General features: G+C 57.3%; 25 protein-coding genes. 13 read left to right on the top strand and 12 right to left on the bottom strand.

The genetic code is table 11. The annotated features are described in order from the left end of the window. The first annotated feature begins 22 nt into the window (after nt 1-22). The gene (locus tag GOW40_RS08345) at nt 23-598 is read left to right on the top strand and encodes a DUF1285 domain-containing protein (protein WP_171131855.1); all 576 of its coding nucleotides are present in this window, start codon (nt 23-25) and stop codon (nt 596-598) included. Here GOW40_RS08345 and GOW40_RS08350 read toward each other — a convergent pair. Continuing rightward, nucleotides 581-1531 carry a DMT family transporter gene (locus GOW40_RS08350; protein WP_171131853.1) on the bottom strand — a complete coding sequence of 317 codons (951 nt, stop codon included), beginning with the start codon at nt 1529-1531 and terminating at the stop codon, nt 581-583. The genes GOW40_RS08345 and GOW40_RS08350 overlap by 18 nt on opposite strands. Nucleotides 1532-1705: 174 nt before the next feature. Between GOW40_RS08350 and GOW40_RS08355 the strand changes: the two genes are divergently transcribed. Continuing rightward, nucleotides 1706-2464 (top strand): hydroxypyruvate isomerase family protein, encoded by a 759-nt coding sequence (locus tag GOW40_RS08355; protein ID WP_171131851.1) that lies wholly within the window; start codon nt 1706-1708, stop codon nt 2462-2464. A 65-nt stretch (nt 2465-2529) separates the two neighbouring features. Then, nucleotides 2530-2760, top strand: coding sequence for a DUF2798 domain-containing protein (locus tag GOW40_RS08360; RefSeq protein WP_171131849.1), 231 nt, complete (start codon nt 2530-2532; stop codon nt 2758-2760). Nucleotides 2761-2810: 50 nt separating this feature from the next. Here the strand turns inward: GOW40_RS08360 and polA are convergent, their stop codons facing one another. From polA to GOW40_RS08375, 3 genes are all read right to left on the bottom strand, one after another. Further along, the gene (polA, locus tag GOW40_RS08365) at nt 2811-5609 is read right to left on the bottom strand and encodes a DNA polymerase I (protein WP_171131847.1); all 2799 of its coding nucleotides are present in this window, start codon (nt 5607-5609) and stop codon (nt 2811-2813) included. Between the two features lie 111 nt (nt 5610-5720). Next, on the bottom strand, nt 5721-6068 hold the full coding sequence (locus GOW40_RS08370) for a hypothetical protein (protein WP_171230932.1): 348 nt from the start codon (nt 6066-6068) through the stop codon (nt 5721-5723). A gap of 91 nt (nt 6069-6159) precedes the next feature. Next, nucleotides 6160-6336 carry a zinc-finger domain-containing protein gene (locus GOW40_RS08375; protein ID WP_171101710.1) on the bottom strand — a complete coding sequence of 59 codons (177 nt, stop codon included), beginning with the start codon at nt 6334-6336 and terminating at the stop codon, nt 6160-6162. An 87-nt stretch (nt 6337-6423) separates the two neighbouring features. On the opposite strand from GOW40_RS08375, the gene GOW40_RS08380 reads away from it, so the two are divergent. Continuing rightward, a complete protein-coding gene (locus GOW40_RS08380; RefSeq protein WP_171132301.1) occupies nt 6424-7416 on the top strand; it encodes an ABC transporter ATP-binding protein in 993 nt (330 codons plus the stop codon). Here GOW40_RS08380 and GOW40_RS08385 read toward each other — a convergent pair. Next, nucleotides 7413-7877, bottom strand: a complete 465-nt coding sequence (locus GOW40_RS08385) for a DUF1203 domain-containing protein (protein WP_171131843.1) — start codon at nt 7875-7877, stop codon at nt 7413-7415. The two genes, GOW40_RS08380 and GOW40_RS08385, sit on opposite strands and share 4 nt — an antisense overlap. Before the next feature lie 246 nt (nt 7878-8123). Between GOW40_RS08385 and GOW40_RS08390 the strand changes: the two genes are divergently transcribed. After that, entirely contained in the window at nt 8124-9062 is a 939-nt protein-coding gene (locus GOW40_RS08390; RefSeq protein WP_171101678.1) for a DMT family transporter, read from the top strand. A 27-nt stretch (nt 9063-9089) separates the two neighbouring features. On the opposite strand, the gene GOW40_RS08395 is transcribed toward GOW40_RS08390, so the two are convergent. Next, a complete protein-coding gene (locus GOW40_RS08395; RefSeq protein WP_171131841.1) occupies nt 9090-10202 on the bottom strand; it encodes an S-(hydroxymethyl)glutathione dehydrogenase/class III alcohol dehydrogenase in 1113 nt (370 codons plus the stop codon). Nucleotides 10203-10332: 130 nt separating this feature from the next. Between GOW40_RS08395 and GOW40_RS08400 the strand changes: the two genes are divergently transcribed. Further along, complete coding sequence (locus tag GOW40_RS08400; RefSeq protein WP_171131839.1) at nt 10333-10623, top strand: I78 family peptidase inhibitor; 291 nt, start codon at nt 10333-10335, stop codon at nt 10621-10623. A gap of 34 nt (nt 10624-10657) precedes the next feature. Here GOW40_RS08400 and GOW40_RS08405 read toward each other — a convergent pair whose 3' ends face one another. Continuing rightward, complete coding sequence (locus tag GOW40_RS08405) at nt 10658-11383, bottom strand: SDR family oxidoreductase (protein WP_171131837.1); 726 nt, start codon at nt 11381-11383, stop codon at nt 10658-10660. A 179-nt stretch (nt 11384-11562) separates the two neighbouring features. Between GOW40_RS08405 and GOW40_RS08410 the strand changes: the two genes are divergently transcribed. Genes GOW40_RS08410 through GOW40_RS08430 form a run of 5 tightly spaced genes read left to right on the top strand, consistent with a single transcriptional unit; the run spans nt 11563 to nt 15769 of the window. After that, on the top strand, nt 11563-12885 hold the full coding sequence (locus GOW40_RS08410; RefSeq protein ID WP_171131835.1) for an NAD(P)/FAD-dependent oxidoreductase: 1323 nt from the start codon (nt 11563-11565) through the stop codon (nt 12883-12885). After that, nucleotides 12848-13393, top strand: coding sequence for a hypothetical protein (locus tag GOW40_RS08415; RefSeq protein WP_254444370.1), 546 nt, complete (start codon nt 12848-12850; stop codon nt 13391-13393). Before GOW40_RS08410 ends, GOW40_RS08415 begins: the two co-directional genes overlap by 38 nt. After that, nucleotides 13393-14616 carry an MFS transporter gene (locus GOW40_RS08420; RefSeq protein WP_171131833.1) on the top strand — a complete coding sequence of 408 codons (1224 nt, stop codon included), beginning with the start codon at nt 13393-13395 and terminating at the stop codon, nt 14614-14616. Before GOW40_RS08415 ends, GOW40_RS08420 begins: the two co-directional genes overlap by 1 nt. After that, a complete protein-coding gene (locus tag GOW40_RS08425; RefSeq protein ID WP_171131831.1) occupies nt 14613-15230 on the top strand; it encodes a DUF3833 domain-containing protein in 618 nt (205 codons plus the stop codon). The genes GOW40_RS08420 and GOW40_RS08425 overlap by 4 nt, the downstream gene beginning before the upstream one ends. Then, the gene (locus tag GOW40_RS08430) at nt 15227-15769 is read left to right on the top strand and encodes a DUF3833 domain-containing protein (protein WP_171131829.1); all 543 of its coding nucleotides are present in this window, start codon (nt 15227-15229) and stop codon (nt 15767-15769) included. Before GOW40_RS08425 ends, GOW40_RS08430 begins: the two co-directional genes overlap by 4 nt. A gap of 12 nt (nt 15770-15781) precedes the next feature. Here the strand turns inward: GOW40_RS08430 and GOW40_RS08435 are convergent, their stop codons facing one another. Genes GOW40_RS08435 through GOW40_RS08455 form a run of 5 tightly spaced genes read right to left on the bottom strand, consistent with a single transcriptional unit; the run spans nt 15782 to nt 22008 of the window. Then, nucleotides 15782-16864, bottom strand: coding sequence for an ABC transporter ATP-binding protein (locus GOW40_RS08435; protein ID WP_171131827.1), 1083 nt, complete (start codon nt 16862-16864; stop codon nt 15782-15784). A gap of 3 nt (nt 16865-16867) precedes the next feature. Continuing rightward, complete coding sequence (locus tag GOW40_RS08440) at nt 16868-18514, bottom strand: alpha-glucosidase (RefSeq protein ID WP_171230933.1); 1647 nt, start codon at nt 18512-18514, stop codon at nt 16868-16870. Nucleotides 18515-18523: 9 nt separating this feature from the next. Then, nucleotides 18524-19672, bottom strand: a complete 1149-nt coding sequence (locus GOW40_RS08445) for a carbohydrate ABC transporter permease (protein WP_171131823.1) — start codon at nt 19670-19672, stop codon at nt 18524-18526. A 3-nt stretch (nt 19673-19675) separates the two neighbouring features. After that, on the bottom strand, nt 19676-20683 hold the full coding sequence (locus GOW40_RS08450) for a carbohydrate ABC transporter permease (protein ID WP_171101689.1): 1008 nt from the start codon (nt 20681-20683) through the stop codon (nt 19676-19678). Nucleotides 20684-20739: 56 nt separating this feature from the next. Next, the gene (locus tag GOW40_RS08455; protein ID WP_171131819.1) at nt 20740-22008 is read right to left on the bottom strand and encodes an ABC transporter substrate-binding protein; all 1269 of its coding nucleotides are present in this window, start codon (nt 22006-22008) and stop codon (nt 20740-20742) included. A gap of 214 nt (nt 22009-22222) precedes the next feature. Between GOW40_RS08455 and GOW40_RS08460 the strand changes: the two genes are divergently transcribed. Both GOW40_RS08460 and GOW40_RS08465 read left to right on the top strand, forming a co-directional pair. After that, complete coding sequence (locus tag GOW40_RS08460; RefSeq protein ID WP_171131817.1) at nt 22223-23248, top strand: LacI family DNA-binding transcriptional regulator; 1026 nt, start codon at nt 22223-22225, stop codon at nt 23246-23248. A 10-nt stretch (nt 23249-23258) separates the two neighbouring features. Beyond that, a complete protein-coding gene (locus GOW40_RS08465; protein ID WP_171131815.1) occupies nt 23259-24569 on the top strand; it encodes a GH1 family beta-glucosidase in 1311 nt (436 codons plus the stop codon). The last annotated feature ends 101 nt before the right edge of the window (nt 24570-24670 follow it).

A 24670-nucleotide genomic window follows, 5' to 3' on the forward strand; every position in this document is an offset into this window, starting at 1 on the left:
CTGAGAGGAAATGGCAAAAGCAATGAGCGGACAAAAACCCGTGACCCCTTCGCCAGACGGTCTGGCGGCTTCGGTCAAAGCGGCCAAAACTCGTGGTTTACCGCCCGTTCATCTGTGGAATCCCCCGTTTTGCGGCGATTTGGACATACGCGTCGCCAAAGATGGCACTTGGTCTTATTTAGGGTCACCGATCCGGCGGTTCGAGCTTGTGAAGCTTTTTTCGTCAATTCTTAAGAAAGAATACGGCAAATACTATCTGGTCACCCCGGTTGAGAAGGTGGGAATCACCGTTGAGGATGCGCCTTTCATCGCCGAAGACTTTGACCAGATCGGTTCGGGCGACGGCCAGGTCCTGCGGTTTACCACTTCTGTCGGTGATCAGGCCGAGGCCGGCGCAGACCACCCGATCCGCATTGAGATTGACCCGGATACAGCAGAGCCTTCGCCCTATATCCTGATCCGCAGCAACCTTGAGGCGCGTATCGACCGCAAGAGCTTTTACCGGATGGTGGATATCGCCACCCATCATGAGGGCTGGTTTGGCGTCTGGTCCGGCGGCCAGTTCTTTGGCCTGATCCCGTCAGACGACCTTGGCTGAGCGAGGAGCGCGGTCCTGCGCGATGAACACCGCCATGGCAACAATTGCAGCGCCCAGCGCGCGGGTCCAATTCCAGTCTTCTCCCAGCGCCAGCATGATGACCATGACATAGAACGGCGCCACATTGATGTGAAACGAGCTGAGCGCGACGCCGATTCTGCCAACAGACGAAATGAACAAGACCTGGCTTAGGCCCATGGCGAGTAGCGCATAGATGGCCAGCATACTCGCCTGATGCAAATCCACAGGAGAGGTCGGCAGAACGTTAATACCAAGCCCTGCCATCAGCGAAACCATTACCACCGCTGCCAAAAGCCCGCCCGTGAAGGTGATCGTTGTCCGGCCAGTAAAGCTGAGGTCTGGAAAGTCGCGGACGGTCATCATACTGGCCCAGCAAAACCCTGCTGTTGACAGCACGGCGCAGGCTGCACCCAGCCCCAATTGGGCGGGCGCCAGCGCACTGGTGGCAATCAAGCCGCCCACAACCGACACCACGACACCCAGAGCGAAGTTCCACCTTAATCGCCGCGTCCCCGATGCAAGCTCCAACAGCGTTGCCATCAAAGGTGCGCACGAGGCAATAATCGCGACGGTCACGGGATCCGTGAGTTTCTGCGCCAGGATCATCAGGAACATACTTGCACCAAACCCAAAACTGCCAACGATCATGGCCCGCCCCCAGCGCGCGGATGCCACGCGGCGCGGGCCGTCGATGATCAGCCAGATCGGCAACATAATCGCAACGGCCAAAGCCAAGCGCCCAATCAAAAGCGCCACAGGTGGCCATGTCTGCAGCAGAATTTCGGCCGCAGGAAACCCCGCGGCCCATGTCACCATCGACGCCACGGCCAACCCGTTGCCGGACAAGGCCGCATTGCGACCGCTGGGTACCCCGAAGGACGACCCGCGTGCAGGATCAGGGCTTATCGCCATGGGTTTCGCTCTTTTTGCAGGCGGGACAACGATGAATTGATTCGCCTCGTTGGTCCGATTGTCAGGAAGATGCGCCTGTATTTCTGGTCGATTTTCGACAATCTGTCGTTTTCCATCTCTTTCCCTGTGACCTATCCCCGGATAGAGTTTTTCGACCACCACCCGAGACCGCTCATGCCAAAATTTGCCGCCAATCTTTCGCTGCTCTTTGCCGAGCTGCCCTATCTCGAACGGTTCAACGCAGCCGCGCAGGCCGGGTTTGACGCGGTCGAGATTCTGTTTCCCTATGATCTGGCGGCCAAGGAAACCCGACGCGCCCTTTTGGCCAATGGGCTTGACCTGATCCTGATCAACGCACCCCCGCCCAACTATACGGGCGGAGAACCCGGCTACGCTGCAATCCCCGGCGGTGAGGCGCGGTTTCAGTCCGACATCAAACGGGTGCTGCGCTATGCTCAGATCCTGCGCCCCCGGATGATCCACATCATGTCCGGTGCGGCCTCAGGGTCCGAGGCCGAGGCGAGTTTCGTCCGAAACCTGCAATGGGCCGCAGATTTCGCCCCGGATCAAAGATTTACGATCGAGCCGCTGAACCCTGTTTCACAGCCTGGGTATTTCCTGAACAGTTTTGATCTGGCGGCCGAAATTCTGGATCGAGTAGATCGGTCCAATATCGGTCTGCAATATGACAGTTTTCACGCCCACATGATCCACGGTGACGCGCTAGAAATTTGGCACCGTTACCACGACCGCTTCATCCATGCGCAGATCGGTGCGGCTCCGGACCGCTCAGAACCCGGGCGCGGTCCCACGGATTTCGCGTCGCTGTTCGAGGCGATGGATCACAGCGGCTATACCGGCCATGTCAGCGCCGAATACACCCCGTCAAAACCGCTGACCACGCAGACTTTGGGCTGGATGCGGGCGTCCTGAGATCGCCACTGGCGTTTTTTTCGAAAATATCGCAGATCAATGGGGCCTGAACTCAAGGACCGCCCATGATCGCTGCACGTTATGCCCGCGCACTGTTCAGCCTGATCATGTCAGGTCTGATGTCCTGCATCGTCACCGGCATCGCAACAGTTAAAGCAAATGGGTTCGGGCCCAGCACCTTTGGCGATTGGATGGCGGCCTGGGCCTTCTGCTGGCCCATCGCCTTCACCGTTATCCTATTGCTGGGGCCCACCGTGCAACGGTTCGTCAATGGGCTGGTCAAACCGCAGGATTGACCCGCTGCAAAGAGGGCCCGCCGGGCCTGACGAGCAGCGCTCCCGGACCGCTAATGCGCCTCGGCCCAATTGGCGCCCTGGCCTGCATCTACTTCCAGCTTCACGTCCAGTTTCACCGCCGGATCCGATGCGCCTTCCATGATTTCCTTGGCCACCGAGACCAGCTGATCCACCGCGTCTTCGGCCACTTCAAACAGCAATTCGTCGTGGACTTGCAATAGCATATTCGCGGGCAGCCCGTTGATAGCATCGGGCATCCGCACCATCGCGCGTCGAATTACATCCGCCGCCGTCCCCTGAATAGGCGCGTTAATGGCCGCCCGGCGCGAGAACCCGGCATGTGGGCCTTTGGCGTTGATCTCGGGCGTATGGATTTTCCGCCCAAATAGGGTCTGCACATAGCCATGCTCTTTGGCAAAGGCGATGGTGTCATCCATATAGGCTCTAATGCCCGGAAAACGTTCGAAGTACCGGTCGATGAACCCCTGCGCCTCAGCCCGCGGGATGCGCAGGTTGCGCGCCAGGCCAAAGCCGGAAATGCCATAGATCACCCCGAAATTGATCGCCTTGGCCTGACGTCGAATATCCGGCGTCATCTCGTCCAACGGCACGTCGAACATCTCGGACGCGGTCATTGCGTGAATGTCCAGCCCATCCGAAAACGCCTGTTTCAACGCCGGGATATCAGCGATATGCGCCAGGATCCGCAGCTCGATCTGACTATAATCCAGGCTGACCAGCACATTGCCCGGCTCGGCGATAAACGCCTCACGGATGCGCCGCCCTTCCTCGGTGCGCACCGGAATGTTCTGCAAGTTCGGATCAGTCGAGGCCAGACGACCGGTATTGGCCCCGGTGATCGAATAAGAGGTATGCACCCGCCCCGTATCGGGGTTGATATGGGTCTGCAAGGCGTCCGTATAGGTCGATTTCAGCTTGGACAGCTGCCGCCAGTCCAGCACCCGGCGGGGCAGTTCATGCTCGGTCGCCAGATCCTCAAGAATATCCGCACCGGTCGAGTATTTCCCGGTCTTGCCCTTCTTGCCACCTTCCAGCCCCATCTTGTCAAACAGGATCTCACCCAGCTGCGCGGGTGAGCCGACATTGAAAGTCTCACCGGCCAATTCGTGAATTTCAGCCTCTAATCCAGCCATTTTTTGCGCAAAAGCGTTGGACATGCGGCTCAGCACATCGCGGTCGACCTTGATACCATGCATCTCCATTTCTTTGAGAACCGGCACCAGAGGACGCTCCAGCGTCTCGTAAACGGTGGTCACCTGCACTTGATGCAGTTGCGGCTTGAACAGCTGCCACAGGCGAAGGGTGATATCCGCATCTTCGGCGGCATAGGCCGTGGCCTCGTCAATCGGAACTTTGTCAAATGTAATGGCTGATTTGCCCGAGCCCAGCAGTGGTTTGATCGGGATCGGTGTGTGGCTCAGGTACCGTTCCGACAGTGTATCCATTCCATGCCCATGCTCACCCCCATGCATGGCGTAGGACATCAGCATCGTATCGTCGATCGGCGCAACCTCGATGCCGTAGCGCGCAAAAATCTTGGCGTCGTATTTCATATTCTGCCCGATCTTCAGGATCGACGGATCCTCAAACATCGGTTTCAACAGAGTCAGAGCCTGATCCAGGGGCATTTGCCCTTCGGCCAATGCGTCCGAACCGAACAGATCATCCGCAGCCCCGTCCCTGTGGGTCAGCGGGACATAGCAGGCCGCACCGGGCTCGACACACAGCGAAATGCCCACAAGATCAGCGATCATCTCGTTCAAACCCGTGGTCTCGGTATCCACCGCAACCCAACCGCGCTCATAGACCGTATCAATCCACGTCTGCAAAGCGTCCGCATCGCGCACGCATTCATACTTTGACGCATCGAAGGCCAGGGACTCTTCTTCTTCGACCTGAGCCGCTGGTGCAGGAATGTCAGCGATCACGGGGGCCTCGGCACCCAGCTTATCCGCAATCCGCTTGGTGAGGGTGCGGAACTCCATCTCGGCCAGAAAACCCAACAAGGTTTCTGCGTCCGGGTCTTTCACCTCGAGATCATCCAGAGTGAAATCCAGCGGCGTGTTCTCATCCAGTTGCACCAGTTTCTTCGACAGCTCGATCTGGTCCCGCTTTTCGATCAGCGTTTGCCGGCGTTTGGGTTGCTTGATCTCGTCGGCCCTGTCCAGCAACGTTTCCAGATCACCATATTCGTTGATCAACAAAGCGGCGGTTTTCACACCAATGCCCGGAGCTCCCGGCACGTTATCGACCGAGTCCCCGGCCAGCGCCTGAACATCCACCACCCGTTCGGGGCCCACGCCGAATTTCTCAAACACCCCATCCCGGTCGATGCGCTTGTTTTTCATCACGTCCAGCATCTCGACGCCATCGCCGACCAGTTGCATCAGATCCTTATCGGAACTCACGATGGTCACGCGACCACCTGCTTCGCGGGCCTGAACTGCAAGCGTTGCGATGATGTCATCGGCCTCAAAGCCTTCAAGCTCTTTACAGGCGATGTTGAAGGCTCGGGTGGCTTCGCGGGTCAGGGGCATCTGCGGGCGCAGATCCTCGGGCATGGCCTCACGGTTGGCTTTGTAGAGATCATAGAGATCGTTTCGGAACGTGTGCGAGCCTTTGTCGAAGATTACTGCGACGTGGGTCGGCGCATCCGGCCCGGCGTTCCCTTCGACATATTTCTGGAGCATATTGCAGAACCCCGAAACAGCGCCAATCGGCAAACCATCGGATTTCCGCGTCAGTGGCGGCAACGCGTGATATGCCCGGAAAATAAAGGCCGATCCGTCGATCAGATGCAGGTGACACCCTTTTCCGAAATTGCTCATGCGCGCGCTCCCTGATTGTCAGGGACGGTTCTGCCACAGGCCTGCGCGGGTGGCCAGTCAAGAACGCAGGTCAGCCACCAAAGAGGCCGCTGAACACGTCCGAGAAACTGTTCAAAAGCGCCATGACAAGCAAGACGCCCAAGAAAGCGAAAACCGCAAAAGCAAAAAACTGGAATAGGATCGCACCGATGCCAATTGCCACGCCAGCAAGGGCGGGTCGCCTTCTTTCATGGCGCAGGAAACCCATCGCAGACAACACGATGGCTGATCCAGACCAGCGGCTGCGCGCAATGTGGATTTCCCGATTTCGGCGGCCAGTTCGCCCAGCGTCACACCCGCTGAATGCTGAGGTGCAAAAGGCCCGGCCCAAAACACAAACAGCGCGGCAAACAAGGCCAGAGCACCCACACAAAACCCGATCCATCCAAATACCGGATTGGCCGTATCATCAGCGGTCATCTTTATCCTTGCCTCTATGCGGACGTGTTCCAACACAGTGCTTGCTGGACGATCACGGCAAGAATTTGACGCTTAGCGCCAGAATTGATGGTTAGATTTGCTCTGTGCCCTTCAGAACATACTTGCAATCGCAATAGGGGCATTCGACCCAGCCGGTATCTTCCGGGATTTGCAGCCAGACGCGCGGATGACCCAATGCGCCTTCACCGCCGTCGCAGGCAACGCGAGAGGTTTCCACAATCTTGGTTTCCGGCGCTTCGATGGTCACGGCTGGCGATCCTTCTTCGGTTGTTGGCCTCGCGGGCATGTACTAGGTGCGTTTATGAGCGATGAGCAAACCGGGGGCAAGAGCCACATGAGCGATGCGGCAATCACAATCGAGGGGCTGCGCAAAACCTATCGGGGTGGCAAGGGCCAGCCGGAAAAACAGGCGCTTAAAGGCATCGATTTGACCATCCCGCGCGGCTCGGTCTTTGGGTTGCTGGGGCCAAACGGGGCTGGAAAGTCGACGATGATCAACATTCTGGCCGGGCTTGTGGTCAAATCCGCCGGTCATGTGTCGATCTGGGGCTTTGATCAGGACAAGCACCCGCGCCAGTCCCGCGCCGCCATCGGTGTCATGCCGCAAGAGCTGAACCTGGATCCATTCTTTACCCCGCGCGGAGCGCTGGAGGTTCAGGCAGGGCTTTACGGGGTACCCAAAGCCCAGCGCCGCAGCGATGAGATTTTAGAGCTGGTGGGCCTGAGCGACAAAGCCGAGGCCTATGCCCGCACATTGTCGGGCGGGATGCGGCGTCGGTTGCTGCTGGCCAAGGCACTGGTGCATCACCCCAAAATCCTGGTCCTGGATGAACCCACGGCGGGGGTGGATATCGAACTGCGTCAAATGCTGTGGACCAATGTGCACAAGCTGAACGATCAGGGTATGACCATCATTCTGACGACGCATTACCTGGAAGAGGCGCAGGAAATGTGTGACGAGATCGCTATCATCAACCATGGCCAGAAGATCGCACAGGACAGCACGGCCAACCTTCTGTCGCGCATGGACAGCCGCACGATGGTGATCGTTCCCGACAGTCCGATTGTTGATCTTCCGACAACCGATGGGGTCGAAGCCGCGCTTCGCGATGATGGCAGCCTTGAGCTCAACTATCGCAGCGCCCAAACCACCGCCGAGCAGGTTCTGGAGGCAGTTCGCGCCGCAAATATCCGCATTCGTGACGTGCGCACCGAAGAAGCCGATCTTGAGGATGTGTTCCTTGCGCTGACCGCAGCCCGCGCCGATGATCCCCCGGCAGATGATCACGATCAACCGCGCCGGGGCATGCACCGCGTCAAACTTTAGACTCGATCGACACGCGCCTGATAGCAATTGTTGCGCGCGGACCGGATGTGGATATAGGCCACGTCAGGGCGCGCAAAGATTTCGTCGATCTTGGCGCTGATCTGATCCGTCGGCGTGACCGCTCCGGTTCCATAGATGATACGGTCATTGGTGCCATATCCCTTGATCAGATAGTCTGGGGAAGAGGTCAGTATTTCGGGCATGTCATCGTCTCTAAACTGATCGCAAGGATCCGCACACAGGAATATCGGGCCGGTTTCTGCATAAGGATGTGTCTCTAAAAAGGGACGATGTGCCAGTATCAGCATGTCCCGGCCTTCTGGGATTTGGCGCAGGCAATGACGACACGGGTTACCAGCACCATCGGAAATGGCACGCTCGGGCACCGCGCCATAGGCGTCAGGTCCTCCGGCCTGAAGGCGACGTACATCTTGAGTGGGCAAGGCAGTGATCTTGAACATGTCTGGTCTCCGGTTTTTGGCAGACTGCCTGAATCCAACACCTGCAGGCGACCCGCATCTTGCGCATTTCAAGCATCCGTCAGCCATGTCGTGTTGATCCCTGAGCATATCAGCCTTGCAGTGTTAGCGGTAAAATAAGGGCTATGCGGATGGGTCAAATGTGTTTACTCAAAAAGGCGATGCAGCCCGGTTTTCAACGCTGCGGCGAATAGCAACCACACCGACACTCTGCCCGAGGCCATGTTCATGAGCACTCAAAACACCACCCTTAAGGGACTTGGTTTCGCGTTTCTGGGATTCGCGGTTTTCGCCAGTCATGACGCACTGATCAAAGTGCTGGGCGGAACCTATTCGGTGATGCAGATCATCTTTTTTGCGACCCTCTTTTCCTTTGTCCCGATGGCGGTAACCATCCTGACTGATCGAGCCACCGGAAACTTCCGCCCTCATCATCCCTGGCTGGTTCTGCTGCGATCCGGCCTGATGGTCATGGGCATGTCCTGTGCGTTCTACGCCTTCTCGGTTCTTCCGCTGGCCGAGGTTTATTCGCTGCTGTTTTCCTTTCCTCTGATCGTCACCGTTTTGTCGATCCCGATTCTGGGAGAGGTCGTGCGCATACAACGCTGGGCCGCCGTTGGTGTTGGCCTGATCGGTGTTCTGATCGTTTTGCGCCCGGGTGCAACAGATATCACTCTGGGCCACATTGCTGCACTGACGGCAGCGTTTTGCAGTGCCTTCTCTTCGGTGTTGGTGCGCAAGATTGGAAATGAAGAGCGTTCGGCCGTTCTGATCCTTTATCCGATGCTGCTGGCCATCGTGGTAATGAGCCTGCTGCAACCGGCTGTATATCAACCACCATCACTGCTGCATCTGGCAATGATGGCTCTGGTTGGTCTGTTCTCGGTTATTGCGCAGCACCTGATTATCCTGGCCTATCGCGCGGCCCCTGCTGGCGTCGTGGCCCCCAGTCAATACAGCCAGATCATCTGGGCCACATTGTTCGGAATGCTGTTTTTCGAAGAACAGCCCGACGCTTGGGTGGCTGTTGGCGCATCAATCATCATCGCGTCGGGTATTTTTGTGGTCTGGCGGGAAAGCCGGTCGAACACAACCTCGGTCAATACCCCGGTCCTCCGGGTGCGCTCACCGCGGGCGGATACTGGTGCGTCGCGGCCGGGGAAATAGTTCCCCCGGCCTGCTTTGCCTCAAACTCTAGTACACCACCACGGAACGGATGCTTTCCCCTTTGTGCATCAGGTCAAAGCCGTGGTTGATGTCGCTAAGCCCCATCGTGTGAGTGATCATCGGGTCGATCTCGATCTTACCGTCCATGTACCAATCGACGATCTTGGGCACATCAGTCCGGCCCCGCGCGCCACCAAATGCTGTTCCGCGCCATGATCGGCCGGTGACCAGCTGGAACGGTCGGGTCGAGATTTCGGCCCCCGCAGGTGCCACACCAATGATGATGGATTCGCCCCATCCCTTATGGGCCGATTCCAGCGCATCGCGCATCACACCCACATTGCCCGTCGCGTCAAACGTGTAGTCGGCGCCGCCCTTGGTCAGATTGACAAGATAAGGCACCAGATCTCCTTCGACCTCGGTCGGGTTCACGAAATCGGTCATGCCGAATTTAGTGGCCATCTCGACCTTGGCAGGGTTCAGATCGACACCCACGATCTGATCCGCACCCGCCAGACGCAGGCCCTGGATCACATTCAGACCGATGCCGCCCAGGCCGAACACAATGGCGCGGCTGCCAATCTCGACCTTGGCGGTGTTGATCACCGCGCCGATGCCTGTAGTCACACCGCAGCCGATATAGCAGATCTTGTCGAACGGCGCGTCCTCGCGCACCTTGGCCAAGGCAATCTCGGGCAGGACAGTATGGTTCGAGAAGGTCGAGCAGCCCATGTAATGCAGGATCGGATCACCATCCAGAGTCGAAAACCGTGAGGTACCATCCGGCATAAGACCCTTGCCCTGCGTCTCTCGGATCGCTTGGCACAAGTTGGTTTTGGGATGCAGACAATATTCGCATTCGCGACATTCGGGTGTGTAAAGCGGGATCACGTGATCACCCGGTTTCAGGCTGGTCACACCTGCGCCCACCTCAAGAACGACGCCTGCGCCTTCATGACCCAGAATGGCAGGAAACAGACCTTCGGGATCAGCACCCGACAACGTGAACTCATCAGTGTGGCAAATCCCGGTGGCCTTGATCTCGACCAACACCTCGCCCGCCTTGGGGCCTTCGAGGTTTACATCCATCACTTCCAAAGGTTTACCCGCCTGAACGGCGACGGCTGCACGCGTGCGCATTGTGCTTGTCTCCCTGTCTTCTTTGTTTCGACCCTGCGTCAATTGAAGGGTATTTTCAACTGCGCTTTGATGGCTGGTGGACTAAACCTTTGATATTCAAGAAACGACATAGCCAGAATAAGGAGCGCCAATGTATAGATTTTTTCCCATTCTGATCTTGCTGTCCGCCTGTTCCGAAACACCGTCAGAACAGCAATCGCCGCGCCTGCCGTCCCGCGCCCCCTCGATCGATCTGGCGTTTTGTCTGGGGGATCCTTTTGCGGGTTCGATCGGCCAACCGGTCCAGACCATCCAAGCCGCGCTTCCGGAACGGTCGCGTGTGTTGGGGCCCAACGATCTGATGGCACAGGATTACCGTATTGATAGGTTGAATGTTTTTGTCGATGACGACGGGATCATCGAAAATATCACCTGCGGGTAAGCTGACACGAAGGTGTTTTGAGCTGTGATAGAGCCTATTTCCCGCGATAAACCAGCCAGTCTGGCAGATAGTCGATCACGCGGATTACCCAGGAAAACGGAGCTGGAAAATCGGTGCGGAACCGTCTGCGCGCCATGGCTTTGATCACGCGTGAGGCCGCGTCTTCGGGCGTCATCAGCATTGGCATTTTGAATTCGTTCTTGTCGGTCAATCGGGTCTTGATGAACCCGGGGTTGACGATACGCACAGTGACGCCACTGCCCGCAAGATCATGCCGCATGGTTTCGGCCAGCGAAATGAGTGCGGCCTTGCTGGCCCCATAGCCGATTGCGGCAGGAAGCCCGTGATACCCTGCAAGCGACCCGATCAAAGTGATCTCTCCTCGGCCTGCCGCTACAAATCCGGGTACTGTTTCTCCAAGAACGCGTACTGCGCCCATATAGTTCACATCGCTAATCCTGAGCGCGGTTTCCGTGTCCCACTCAGGGCTACGCATCGGGTCATAGGCTCCGGCGTTATACACAAGGCCATCGATTGCCCCTGCCTGGGCAACCGCGCTGCGTACAGCGTTCAAATCAGTCACATCCATGGGGATAAAGCGCGCATTGGGCAGGTTCTCGCAGATTTCAGCCAAGCGCTCGGCGTTGCGCGCGGACAGGATCAGATGCGCACCTTTATCGCTCAGCTCTTTGGCCAAAGCGCGACCCAAACCCTCGCTTGCGCCGATGATCCAATAGGTTTTGCCCTTAAAGCTGCTCATGCGTGAACCGTTCCAGTTGATACGTTAGGTTTTACGGCCATGCGGCAGCTTTGGATCAGCCCTGTATTCGCTGACCCGAAGTCTTAACATAGTGCATTTGTTAAAAACATCTAACCTGATTGATCCATACCCGTTTACGATGCGTATCTTATTGTAAAACGTCAGTTAACGAGGCTGGAATGTTCGACGAAACCCGGGGTGCCCGGAAAAAGATTGCAATTGTTGGAGCAGGCATTTCGGGGCTTTCCGCTGCGTACTATCTGTCAGAAAACAACGACGTAACACTGTATGAGGCCGAGCCCCGGCTGGGCGGACATGCCCGAACGGTACTGGCGGGCAAGAACGGCGATCAGCCGGTGGATACCGGATTTATCGTGTTCAACTATGTGACCTACCCGTATCTGACCAAGCTCTTTGACGAGCTGAACGTGCCCGTCACCAAAAGCGAAATGAGCTTTGGCGCCACGATCGACAATGGCCGCATCGAATACGGGTTGAACAACCTGCGCACGCTGACCGCGCAAAAGCGCAACCTTGCGCGGCCCGCCTATTACAAGATGATCGCCGATATCCTGCGCTTCGGCAAAGAGGCGCCCGAGGCCGCCCAAGATGACGACACCACAATCGGAGAACTGGTAGACCAGTTGCGGCTGGGCCATTGGTTCCGCCACAACTATCTGATGCCGATGTGTGGCGCGATCTGGTCGACACCAGTGGAGTTCGTGGATCAATTCCCCGCCCGCTCGCTGGTGCAGTTCTTCCGCAACCATGCATTGCTGGCCAGTGGACGCGCCAATCAACACCAGTGGTACACGGTCAAAGGCGGCAGCGTTGAATATGTGCGCCGGATCGAAGCCGCATTGCGCACGCGCGGTGCCGATATCCGTCTTGGCGCACCAGTGCAGGCCGTTGAACGGCACGATCTGGGCGTCACCGTGCGCAGTCAGGGGCAGGCCGATCTGTTTGACGAGATCATTCTGGCCACCCATTCAGATCAGTCTCTGGCCATTCTGGGCGAAAACGCCACGCGGGCCGAGGCCGCGGCGCTGGGCGCGATCCGCTATCAGCCCAATATCGCCATTCTACATTGCGACCCCGGGCAAATGCCGCGCCGGCGCGCGTGCTGGTCCAGTTGGACCTATCGCTCGCAAAAGGGCAATGTTGGGGTCACATATTGGATGAACCGGCTTCAGAATATCCCCGACAGCGATCCGCTTTTTGTGACGCTGAATGCCGGGTCAGAAATTCCCGCGGACAAAATCTATGACCAGGTCGAATTTGCGCATCCGGTGTTCGACAAGGCCGCGCTGAAAGCCCAAGGTCAAATTCGCGAGATGCAGGGACAGAACCGAACATGGTTTGCCGGTGCGTACAACCGGCATGGTTTTCACGAAGACGGGATTGCCAGCGCGATGCATGTCGTCGACCAGTTGAATGGCACCCCGCAACCCATCGGAGCTGACAATGGCATTCTCAAAGAAGATCCAGCCATTCCTGCATAGCAATAGAACCGCTTGGCTGGGTGTATTTACTCTAACGATCCTGCTGCTGGCACCAATAGGTCTGGCAGCATCACCGATTCCGGGTGACCTCAAGGACCCCAAGCAATTGGGAAGCGCGACGTTTCGCTTTCTGGGGCTGCCTCTCTATGACGCCAAACTGTATACACCCGCAGGCGCCGCGTTCAGTTGGGACGAGGATTTCGGGCTTCAACTGACCTACCGCAAGAACCTGAAGCAAAAGGCGTTGGTTGAATCGACGCTGGAAGAAATCACTCGCCAGGGCAATTCAGCGCCGACGCAAGCGCAATTGGAGGCGTGCTTTCAAGCGGTCAGCAAGGGCGACAGCTATTTGGCAGTCTCCAAAGGCCCGAACGAGGTTGATTTCTGGCGCAATGGAAGCAAGACCTGCTCACTGACCTATCCCGGGGCGAAACGGTCATTCATGTCGATCTTTCTCGGCGACAATTCGCGATCGGCAAGTTTTACCCAGCAGTTGAAGGGCCAGTGATGCTGTATCCGCGTGTCAGCCTGTATGCGCTTATGCTGGCTGCGGCGGGCATACCGCTTTACATCCACCTGCCGCGATTTGCGTCAGTCAATCTGGGATTGGGTCTGGCGGTGATCGGAACAGTCTTGCTGGCCATCAGGTTGGTGGATCTGGTGCAAGATCCCTTGATCGGCTGGGCGATTGATCATTGGCCCAACGCTCAGATGGTGTTCGCAGCAACAGCGGCACTGGGGTTGGCCATTGGCTTTCCACTGCTGTTCAGCCTTCCGGAGGGTACAAGCGTGATGGCTCTGGTGGCTGTGCTGATCCTCTTATTCTCGGCCTACAGCCTCGGAACCATCCTGCTATACGGCCGCAGTGCAACTCTGGCGAAAAAGGCCACAGCACATGAGCTGATGCGGCTGGCCGCATTCCGCGAAGGGGGTCAATTGACTGGCGTGATCCTGGCCGCCAGCGCACCAGCTGTGTTCGTGGCGCTTGGAGCGGCTTCACAAGGCTATCCGGCCTTTGGCCTTTTCTTGGGAGCGCTGGCTTTGGTTACGCTGGCTATAACGCTGCCGATCTGGCGGCGTACTCCGGTAACGGGGGATGGCCTGTCTTTTGCCGGTCTCGGACAGGCCGGAGCGTTGCGATTGCTGTTGCTCGCCCTGGTCAACAGCCTGCCGGTCGCCATCACCTCGACCCTGTTTCTGTTCTTTGTCGAAGATCGCCTGCAACTGCCCGGGCAAGCAGGCCCCCTGCTGATCCTGTTCTTCCTCAGCGCTGGCGTCAGTGTTCCGCTTTGGGCACGGCTAAGCAACAGGATCGGGCCGAAACAGACTCTGATCATTGCCATGCCGCTGTCTATCGCGGGCTTTATCGGCGCAACCATGCTGTCGACCGGAAATCTGGGCGGGTTTGCCCTGATCTGCATCGCATCTGGGGCCGCGCTTGGGGCCGATATGGTGGTTCTGCCCGCCATGTTCTCGGTCGTTCTGACCCGCGCCGGGCTGAACGCGTCAGCCGCCTTTGGCATCTGGTCTTTTGCGGGCAAACTGGGTCTGGCCCTGGCTGCTTTTTTCACTCTGCCGCTGCTGGAACGCAGCGGATTTGTCCCCGGACAAAGCAATTCGGCTGAGGCGCTTGAGGTTCTCACCCTCGCCTATGCCGTTCTTCCCTGCATCCTGAAACTCGGAGCGTTTGGACTGGTTCTGACGCTGCCGACGGAGGTCACAGTCAAATGAAACTCCTTACTATCCTTCTCTTCGCAATACTTGCCGTGATCATTGGCAAAGCCCGCTTCCTCAGCTTCCGGTCGCAGGAACCATCAGATTATGCCAGCACCGGGCCCGAGTTCTCGCTCAAGGAAAACCTGAATGGCGAGATATTGTCAGAAGGCCTGATCTATGGCCCCAACGGCAAGATGTCGAACAGCTTTGTTGCACGTATGGTCGGCGAGTGGGACGGAAACGCGGGCACTCTGACCGAGTATTTCACCTATTCCAACGGCAAGCAGATGACCCGCAAATGGTATCTGACCCTGGGCACCGGCAATACATTCATCGCCACCGCTGACGATATTGTTGGCGAAGGGCGTGGCGTGATCTCGGGCGCGACCGTCAAGCTCAGCTATCGGATCATCCTGCCCGAAGACGCCGGAGGGCATACTTTGGACGTGACTGATTGGATGTATCTGACCGAAAACGGCACGATCATGAACCGGTCCGAGATGCGCAAGTTCGGGTTGAAAGTTGCCGAGTTGGTGGCAACCATGCGCCCGGCACCCGAGATCAAGCAAGCCCATCTGAATGGCGCCAACGGGTACGACTCCACAACTGAAACGAGGCCGCTGCAATGATCTCACGTCGCGTTCTGATCGCTGTGGCTGCCCTTGTCGGGCTGGCCGTTCTCTCGGCCTGTGCCGCAAAACCCCGTGTGCCCAAAACGTTCTTGTCCGACCGCAAGCTGAACCTTGAGGAATTCTTCGAGGGCGAAACCGTAGCTTATGGGCAGTTTCAGGACATTCTGGGCAACGTTCCTCGGCGGTTCACAGTCGAGATCGACGGTACTTGGGACGGAGAGACACTGACCCTGGTTGAAGATTTCGTCTATGACGACGGTGCGACCGAACAGCGGATCTGGACCCTGACCAAAACCGGCGACGACACCTGGACGGGCACAGCGCCGGGCGTTCTGGGTGAGGCGACCGGCGTTGAACGGGGCGATACGTTCAATTGGAAATACAAGATCGACCTGCCGGTCAAAGACGGTACGATGCGCGTGAATTTTGATGACTGGATGTGGTTGCTGAGCGATGATCGCCTACTGAATCGAGCCTATGTCTCACGCTTCGGGGTCCGGCTGGGCGAAGTGGTATTGTTCTTCGAAAAGAAGTGATGACCGCGCCCTTTAGCTCCGCAGCGACAACCCGTCGTGGAACAGATGGACCTTCGCTGGATCAACGGTCAGTTTGACCGACTTGCCACGCAGATCTGTTGCGATCCCCGGCAGTTTGGCCACCAGACCTTCGGCCCCCGGCTGGTCCGTGAAGTAAAGCAGCGTAACCTCACCCAAGGCTTCGACGAAATCCACCTCACCCTCAAAGAACGCGGGTCCATCGCCGGGGGTCATGTCTTCGGGCCGGGCACCCACATTGACCTTCAGGCCCTTTTTGTCGTCGGTTGTCGGGATCGAGGACACCGCAACTCCGCCTGAGTCCAGCGCAACTGTCGTGGTCTCACCCGTTTCGGTGATCACGCCGGGCAGCAGGTTCATGGATGGAGACCCGATGAACTGAGCCACAAACTCATTGTCTGGCGTCTCATAAAGCTCCAGCGGCGTACCGACTTGCGCGATGCCCTTATTCGCCAGCACCACAATGCGGCTGGCCAGGGTCATGGCCTCGACCTGGTCATGGGTGACATAGATCATCGTGCTATCCGGCATCGCCTCTTTCAGGCGCGCAATCTCGATCCGTGTCGCGACGCGCAGCGCAGCATCCAGGTTCGAGAGCGGTTCATCAAACAGGTAAACCTTCGGGTCGCGCACAATGGCCCGCCCGATGGCGACACGCTGACGCTGCCCGCCGGACAGTGCTTTGGGAAGGCGGTCCAGATAGGGTTCCAATTGCAGGATCGAGGCGGCGCGTTCGACAGCCGTGTCAATCTCGGCACTGGGCATCTTGGCGATCTTCAATGCAAAGGCCATGTTCTCGCGCACCGTCATATGCGGGTAAAGCGCGTAGGACTGGAACACCATCGCAATGCCGCGTTGCGCAGGCGGCACCTCGTTCATCACCTGTCCTTCGATCTCAAGCGTGCCGCCCGAGATCTTTTCAAGCCCCGCAATCATTCGCAATAGGGTCGATTTTCCGCAGCCAGAGGGGCCGACGAATACGATCAATTCGCCTTGTTCGATATCAAGATTGATATGTTTCAAGACATCTACTGCGCCATAGGTCTTGGCGACATCTGTGAGTTTAAGTTCCGACATGACCTACCTCTTGCTTTGAACCATGAGGCAGAATTGCCCCGCCTCTAGCGTCAGGGTGTCAGACCCACCCAGATCCTGCCCGATGACATGCCACGTGCCGGCAGGCTGCGCGGCCTCACCCGTTGCGTCGCCGAGGTTGAAGGCGCAGAACACCCGTTCTGACCCATTTTCGCGGACAAAGCTCAGAACAGGACCGTTCTGCGTCATGTCCACTTGATCCCCAGTCGCCAAAGCAGGATGCGCATGGCGCAAGGCAATCGCGCGACGATAGTGATGCAACATCGAGGAGGGATCGGCTTCGAGCCGATCAACCGCTCGCGTTGCCTGATCCGAACTGACCGGAAGCCAGGGCTCACCCGTACTGAACCCGGATTGTTCGTCCTGCGCGGTCCAGACCATGGGGGTCCGGCAGCCGTCGCGCCCCTTGAACTCGGGCCAGAACTCGATGCCATAAGGATCCTGAAGCCGTTCGAACGGCACATCTGCTTCGGGCAGACCCAGCTCTTCACCTTGATACAGGCAAGCCGAGCCGCGCAGGCACATCATCAACACCGCATGTTGGCGGATGGCTGCGTCGTCCAGCCCCCAGCGCGAAGCGTGGCGTGGCACGTCGTGGTTTGAGAACGCCCAGCAGGGCCATGCATCGCCAGCCTTTTGCGCCAGCTGATCGAATACCTGTTGGGTATAGGCCGCCGTCAATGCGCGTTTCTCAAGGAACTCAAAGGCATAGCACATGTGCATCCGCTTATCGCCGGTGGTGTATTCACCCATGATCTCAAGGCCACGTTGCGCGTCGCCGATCTCACCCAGACAGGCGCGGCCTTCGTATTCGTCGGTCAGTGCCCGCAGCCGTTCCAGGAAGGCAACGTTTTCAGGCTGGCTTTTGGAATAGAGGTGATCCTGATGGTTATACGGGTTGACCTGCGGCGCAATCGTGGCGTTGCGCTGATCCATCGGCAAGGGCGGATTATCCCGCAGCTCTTTGTCGTGGAAATAGAAGTTGATCGTATCCAGACGGAAGCCATCAACGCCCAGATCCAGCCAGAACCGCGCCACGTCCAAAAGCGCATCCTGCACCTCACGGCAGTGGAAGTTCAGATCCGGTTGCGACGACAGGAAGTTGTGAAGGTAATATTGCTGACGTCGCGTATCCCATTGCCAGCCGGACCCACCAAAGATCGACAGCCAATTGTTGGGCGGCGTCCCGTCGGGTTTGGGATCGGCCCAGACATACCAATTGGATTTGGGATTCTCACGGCTGGCGCGGCTTTCCACGAACCATGGGTGCTGATCCGAGGTGTGCGACATCACCAGATCAATCATCACTTTCAGGTTCAGGGCATGGGCCTGATCCAGAAGCGCCTGAAAATCCTCCATCGTTCCGAACATCGGATCAACGTCGCGATAGTCGCTGACGTCATAACCAAAATCCTTCATCGGCGACTTGAAGAAAGGCGAGATCCAGATCGCATCAACACCCAGGGACGCGATATACTCCAAACGGCTGGTGATGCCTTTCAGATCGCCCACCCCGTCGCCGGTGCTGTCCTGAAAGCTGCGCGGATAGATCTGATAGATCACGCCACCACGCCACCAATCGGCTGCGGCTTTGGTTGATTTTGCGGGATCAACGGAGTTTTGCACGTTCATAACACGCCTCTATTTAACGGAACCGGCCAACAGACCGCGAACCAGATATTTCTGCATTGCAAAGAAGACCAAAAGCGGCACCGCAATCGAAACGAAAGCCGCCGTGGCAAGGATTTCCCAGTTTCCGCCGCGCGTGCCCAACAGCTCGACAATGCGGTTGGTCATCACGGTGGTCTGCCCTGTTGCATCAATCAGGAACACTTTGGCCACCAGCAGATCGTTCCATGTCCACAGGAACTGAAAGATCGCAAACGAGGCCAATGCCGGAAAGCTGAGCGGCAGGATCAGTTTGGTGAAGATCTGGAATTCAGTAGCACCATCGACCCGGGCGTTTTCGATCAGATCACGGGGCAGACCGGCCATATAGTTGCGCAACAGATAGATCGCCAATGGCATCCCAAAGCCGGTATGGGCCATCCAGACCCCAAGATAGCCTTTGCCGATCCCGATATTGAGGTGGAATTTCAGCAAAGGTATCAGCGCCAGCTGCAATGGCACCACCAAGAGCCCGACAACTGCCGCGATCAACAGGGCCCGGCCCGGAAACTCCATCCAAGCCAGCGCGTAGGCCGCAAAAGCTGCGACCAGAATGGGTATGATCGTAGCCGGGATCGTCACGGTCAGGGTGTTAAAGAACGCCTTGGCCATACTGTCAGTGCTGCTCTCGTCCAGCAGGACTTTTTGATAGTTATCCGTGGTGAATTCGGGTGGCAGCTCGGCTGTCACGAAGATACGCGCACCGCGATTGCCGGTGAATTCTTCCGTATTCTCCATCCGGTAGTTGCCCTGCGCGTCCACGGTGACGGTGCCACCGCGCCGCATCTCGGCCACATCACCCGGCACAAAGGCATCCACATCGCGTGAGCTGACACCCCAGCGTGAGATGGTGGCCTGGTCTTCTGTGCCAAACAGTTGGCCTTCGATGACATAGACACCGTTTTCCAAAACCTGTGTTTCTGGCGCGGCACTGCGCAGTGTCAGGTTCTGTTCCGATGGAAACAGCGATCGCCACCAACCACTGGTCACGATCTGATCCGCCGTCCGAAAGGACGACACCAGCAGACCCAGTGTGGGAAGCACCCAAAGGGCCACAAGAGCGACAACGGACAGGTGCACAACCCATCTGAGCGCCGGTTTGGTTCCTGCAATATCGCTCATGGGTTACTCCATTTCCTTGCGCGCATTGCGCACGTTCCAGATCAGGATCGGGGTGACCAGCAGCATGATGACCATGGCCGAGGCCGACCCCACACCCCAATCATTGGCGCGGAACAATTTGTCATACATGTAATTGGCCAGAACCTGCGTCTCCCACTGCCCGTTGGTCATGGCAAAGACGATGTCAAAGACCTTGAGCACGGTGATGGTGATCGTCGTCCAAACCACAAGGATGGTGGTTTTGATCTGAGGCACCTTGATCTTGAAGAAGATCTGGAACGGGTTGGCCCCATCCAGAATTGCGGCCTCGACCGTTTCTTCCGGAATACCGCGCAAAGCGGCAGACAGGATGACCATGGCGAAGCCGGTCTGGATCCAGACCAGAACGATCATCAGAAAGAAACTATTCCAAAACGGAATGGTCAGCCAAGTCTGCGGTTCGGTCCCGCCAAAAAAGATATAAAGCGCGTTCAGGATACCGATCTGATCCTGTTCAGCCGGGCGTGCGTCGTAGACCAGTTTCCAGATGACCGAGGCGCCTACAAATGAGATCGCCATGGGCATAAAGATCAATGACTTGGCCAGATTTCCCCAGCGAATCCGATCCGTCAGCTGAGCCACCAGCAAACCAAAGGCAGTCGACATGGCGGGCACAACGATCAGCCAGAACATGTTGTTGCGCATGGCTTCCCAGAACTTCGGCTCGGCCGCCATCTGGGTATAGTTGTCCAGACCAACCCATCTGTACCCGCCACCGGGCACACGTTCCGTGAGCGACAAGCGCAAGGTTTCAACCACCGGGTAGGCCAGATACAGTCCCAGCGCAGCCATGGCCGGGAACAGAAACAGCCATGGCCGGATCATGTTCGCGCGGTTGATGTTGCGGCCCGCATTCGGGCCCCGCGGCGGGAACAGGATTTTGTCCAGAAACTGATTTGATAGGTAGAAATAGCCAACACAACCCGTCACGCCGATGGCGATGGTCAGCAGGCCTTGGAGTGCCGGTGTCATGATGCCCTCATTCGCATGGCATCCGGGGCGGCCTGGTGACCGCCCCAGTGCTTAGGTTACTTCGCGGCGTCCCATGAGGACTGGATTTCATCCGCGACGTCTTGCGCAGATGCGCCGCCGGCATAATCAACCATACCGGTCCAGAAGGTTCCGGCACCAACGCCACCTGGCATCAGGTCAGATCCGTCAAAACGGAAGGTCGTTGCGCCCAGAAGAATGTCATTCATCTTCTTCAGAGTCGGATCAGAAAAGACCGAGGTATCGACACCTTTGTGCGGGGTCAAAAAGCCGGTCAGAGCCATCCAGGTTTCGTGCGCTTCCGGCGTCTTCAGATACTCGATCAACGCATGCGCACCGGGGCTGTCATTGGTGATCGCCCAAAGGGTACCGGCACCTAGCACGGGGCTGCCCAGATCCTTGCTTTCATAGGCCGGGAAGTAGAAGAAATCGGCATCTTCACCCACAACCGTTCCTTCCGGGAAGAAGGCGGGGATAAACGAAGCCTGACGGTGCATGTAGCATTGCGGCGGTGAGCTGAACAGGCCTTTGGGGCTGTCGCGGAAATCTGTTGTTGCAACAGCTCCGGCACCACCTGCGACGTAATCATCGTTTCGTGCAAAAGCACCAAATTCCTCGATCGCGGCCACAACCTTAGGATCGTTGAACTTCAGTTCGTTCGAAACCCACGCATCATAGTCTTCCGGAGCCAGGGTGCGCAGCATCATGTCTTCGACCCAGTCCGTTGCCGGCCAACCGGTCGCGCCGCCGGACCCCAGCCCGATACACCAGGGCGTTTCGCCATCGGCCACGATCTGATCCGTAAGCGCCTTAAGCTCTTCCATGGTGGTCGGCACTTCATATCCGGCGTCTTCGAAATTCTCAGGTACAAACCAGACCAGCGACTTTACATCGACCTTGTAGAAGAAACCATAAAGGTCCTCTACCCCGTCCAGGCCCGCATATGTCCCCAGATCAACCCAGGACTGACCGGCCGCATAGTTGTCGCGGATCCAATCGTCGGTGCCTTCGCTCAAAGGTGTCAGAAAACCCGATTTCGCCATGTCAGCCGCCAGGCCCGGTTGCGGGAAGACCGCGATGTTGGGGGCTGACCCAGCTTCGGCGTCGATACGAATCTGCTGCTCGAAACTGTCCGATCCGACATAGGAATATTCATGCCCGGTGGCCGCGGCGAATCCATCCAGGACCTTTTCAACGTTTTCCTGATCCGGCCCCAGCCAAGGCCCAAAAACCGTAACTTGTTCGGCTTGCGCGGCGCCCGCCATCAGGGCGAGCGTTGCCGCACCTGCGTAAAGCGAGTGTTTCATAGATTGTCCTCCCAACTTTTTCTATCGCGCCCAATGTTTTCAAAGCGCTTTGGATACTCGACGTTATCCGCTAACATTCTGTCTCTGTCAACATTCTGTTTGCAGAGGCCTGTAAACTTAATATTTCGCTGTATTTCCCCAAAACAGGTTGACGGAGCGCACATTTGCCAACAAAACAGGAACGATCACATGTTTGAAGGCGCTTTGAAAGTCGATGAACCTAAAGCAACTGTCGGAAACTCTTGGCCTCTCGCAGACGACGGTCAGCCGTGCGCTGAACGGGTATCCCGAGGTGAAAGAGGAAACGCGCGAAAGGGTTCAGGCAGCGGCGGCCAAACATGGCTATCGGCCCAACAGCTGGGCCAAAGGTCTGGCGACCGGTCGATCCATGGTGATCGGACATGTGATTCCCAGTTCATCCCAGCATGAGATGGTGAACCCCATTTTCGGAGATTTTGTCGCCGGAGCGGCCAAGACATATGCCGATCATGGCTATGATATGATGTTTTCGAACGCCGAAGACACATCTATCGAAAAAGCCTATCGCAACCTGTTTCAACGTGGCGCGGTTGATGGCGTTGTTCTGCAAGGCCCCAAGGTCAACGAACCCCGGATCGAGGTTCTGACTCGTATGGGCGTGCCGTTCATCGTGCATGGGCGCTCAACCGGGGTAACGTCGCCCTATGACTGGATCGACGTGAACAACAAACGGTCCTTTCAACGTGCGACACAGTTTTTGATCGATTTGGGCCATCGGCGGATCGCGTTGATCAACGGTCTTGAGGATATGGATTTCGCTAAACGGCGCCGAGACGGGTATCTTGCGGCGCTGAATGAGGCAGGGTTAGAGCCGATTCCGAGCCTCATGCGCAGCGCCGAAATGACCGAAGTCTACGGCCACCACGAAACCCGTGGAATGCTGCAATTGGATCATCCGCCAACCGCGATCCTGTGTTCATCCATGATTTCGGCGGTCGGAGTGCGCCGCGCACTGGATGAGGCGGGTTTGCGCATGGGGCAAGATGTTTCAGTGATCGCCCATGACGATGACCTGTCTTATCTGAAAAACGGTCAGGATGTTCCCATCTTCACCGCCACACGGTCCTCGGTCCGAATGGCCGGTGAATTGGCCGCAGAAATGCTGATCAACCGAATCCAGGCACCATCCGAACCGGTAATGACGCAATTACTCGAGGCTGAGCTGGTCGTAGGACGCTCGACCGGGCCCGCTCCAAACTAGGTTTACTAAAATGAAGAACACACGTGCGGATTTCCCCAAGGATTTCCTGTTCGGGGTCGCGACCTCGGCCTATCAGATCGAAGGGCATAAGTTCGGTGGGGCTGGCCAAACACACTGGGACAGTTTCGCCGCGACACCAGGCAATGTGGTGCGTTGCGAAAACGGTGATCGAGCCTGTGAACACTATCATCGATACGAACAGGATTTTGACCTGATCCGCGATGCAGGTTTTGACTGCTATCGGTTTTCCACCAGTTGGGCGCGTGTCCTGCCAGAAGGGCGCGGGCACGTGAACCAAGATGGCCTGGACTTCTATGATCGGCTGACGGACGCGTTGTTGGAACGCGATATCAAGCCCTGCGCTACGCTTTACCATTGGGAGCTTCCATCGGCGCTGGCCGATCTTGGCGGTTGGCGGAACCGCGACATCGCAAGTTGGTTTGCCGACTTCACCGAGATCATCATGTCTCGCATCGGCGACCGTATGTATAGCGTTGCAACGATAAATGAGCCGTGGTGCGTCAGCTGGCTCAGCCATTTTGAAGGGCACCATGCGCCCGGAATGCGAGACATCCGCGCAGCTGCACGCGCGATGCACCATGTTCTTCTGGCGCATGGCTGCGCGATCGAGGTGATGCGCGGCCTCGGCGTCGGGAACCTGGGCGCGGTGTTCAATCTGGAGTGGTCTGAGCCGGCAGATCAAAGCGATCAGGCGCGTTACGCGGCCGGAATCTATGACGGGATCTACAATCGGTTTTTTCTAGGGGGCGTTTTCAGAAAGGCATACCCCCAGGTGGTTTTAGACGGATTAGAGCCACATTTGCCCTCCGGTTGGCACGATGATTTCGACACAATCGGTCAGCTGGTGGATTGGGCTGGTGTCAATTACTACACACGAAAGCTGATCGCCTCCGCCCCTGGACCGTGGCCAGGCTATTCAGAGGTTGAGGGGCCATTGCCGAAAACTCAGATGGGTTGGGAAATCGAGCCTTCCGCTTTGACCCGGTTTCTTCTCCGCACCGCACGAGAATACACCGGGGATCTTCCGCTCTTCGTCACCGAAAACGGTATGGCCAGTGCGGAACGCCACAACGACGCGGCGCGCATAGACTATATCGATCAACACCTAACGGCTGTTCGCGATGCGCAGAACCAAGGCGCACCCGTTAAAGGCTATTTCCTTTGGTCCTTGCTAGACAATTACGAGTGGGCCCTTGGGTATGAGAAACGGTTTGGATTGGTCGATGTCGACTTTGAAACCATGGAACGTACACCCAAAGCGTCTTTCAATGCACTGAAACAGTCATTGAGACAGAGGTAACGCGAGAAATTCGCACGGGTCGGGAATTTAGGCTTTGGGAGTTTCGTCGTATTAGAGAGGTTTGGGCTTTTACTAGGTTTGGCGGTGACCTACTCTCCCGG

Source organism: Ruegeria sp. HKCCA6707 (genome assembly GCF_013033515.1).
Lineage (GTDB): Bacteria > Pseudomonadota > Alphaproteobacteria > Rhodobacterales > Rhodobacteraceae > Ruegeria.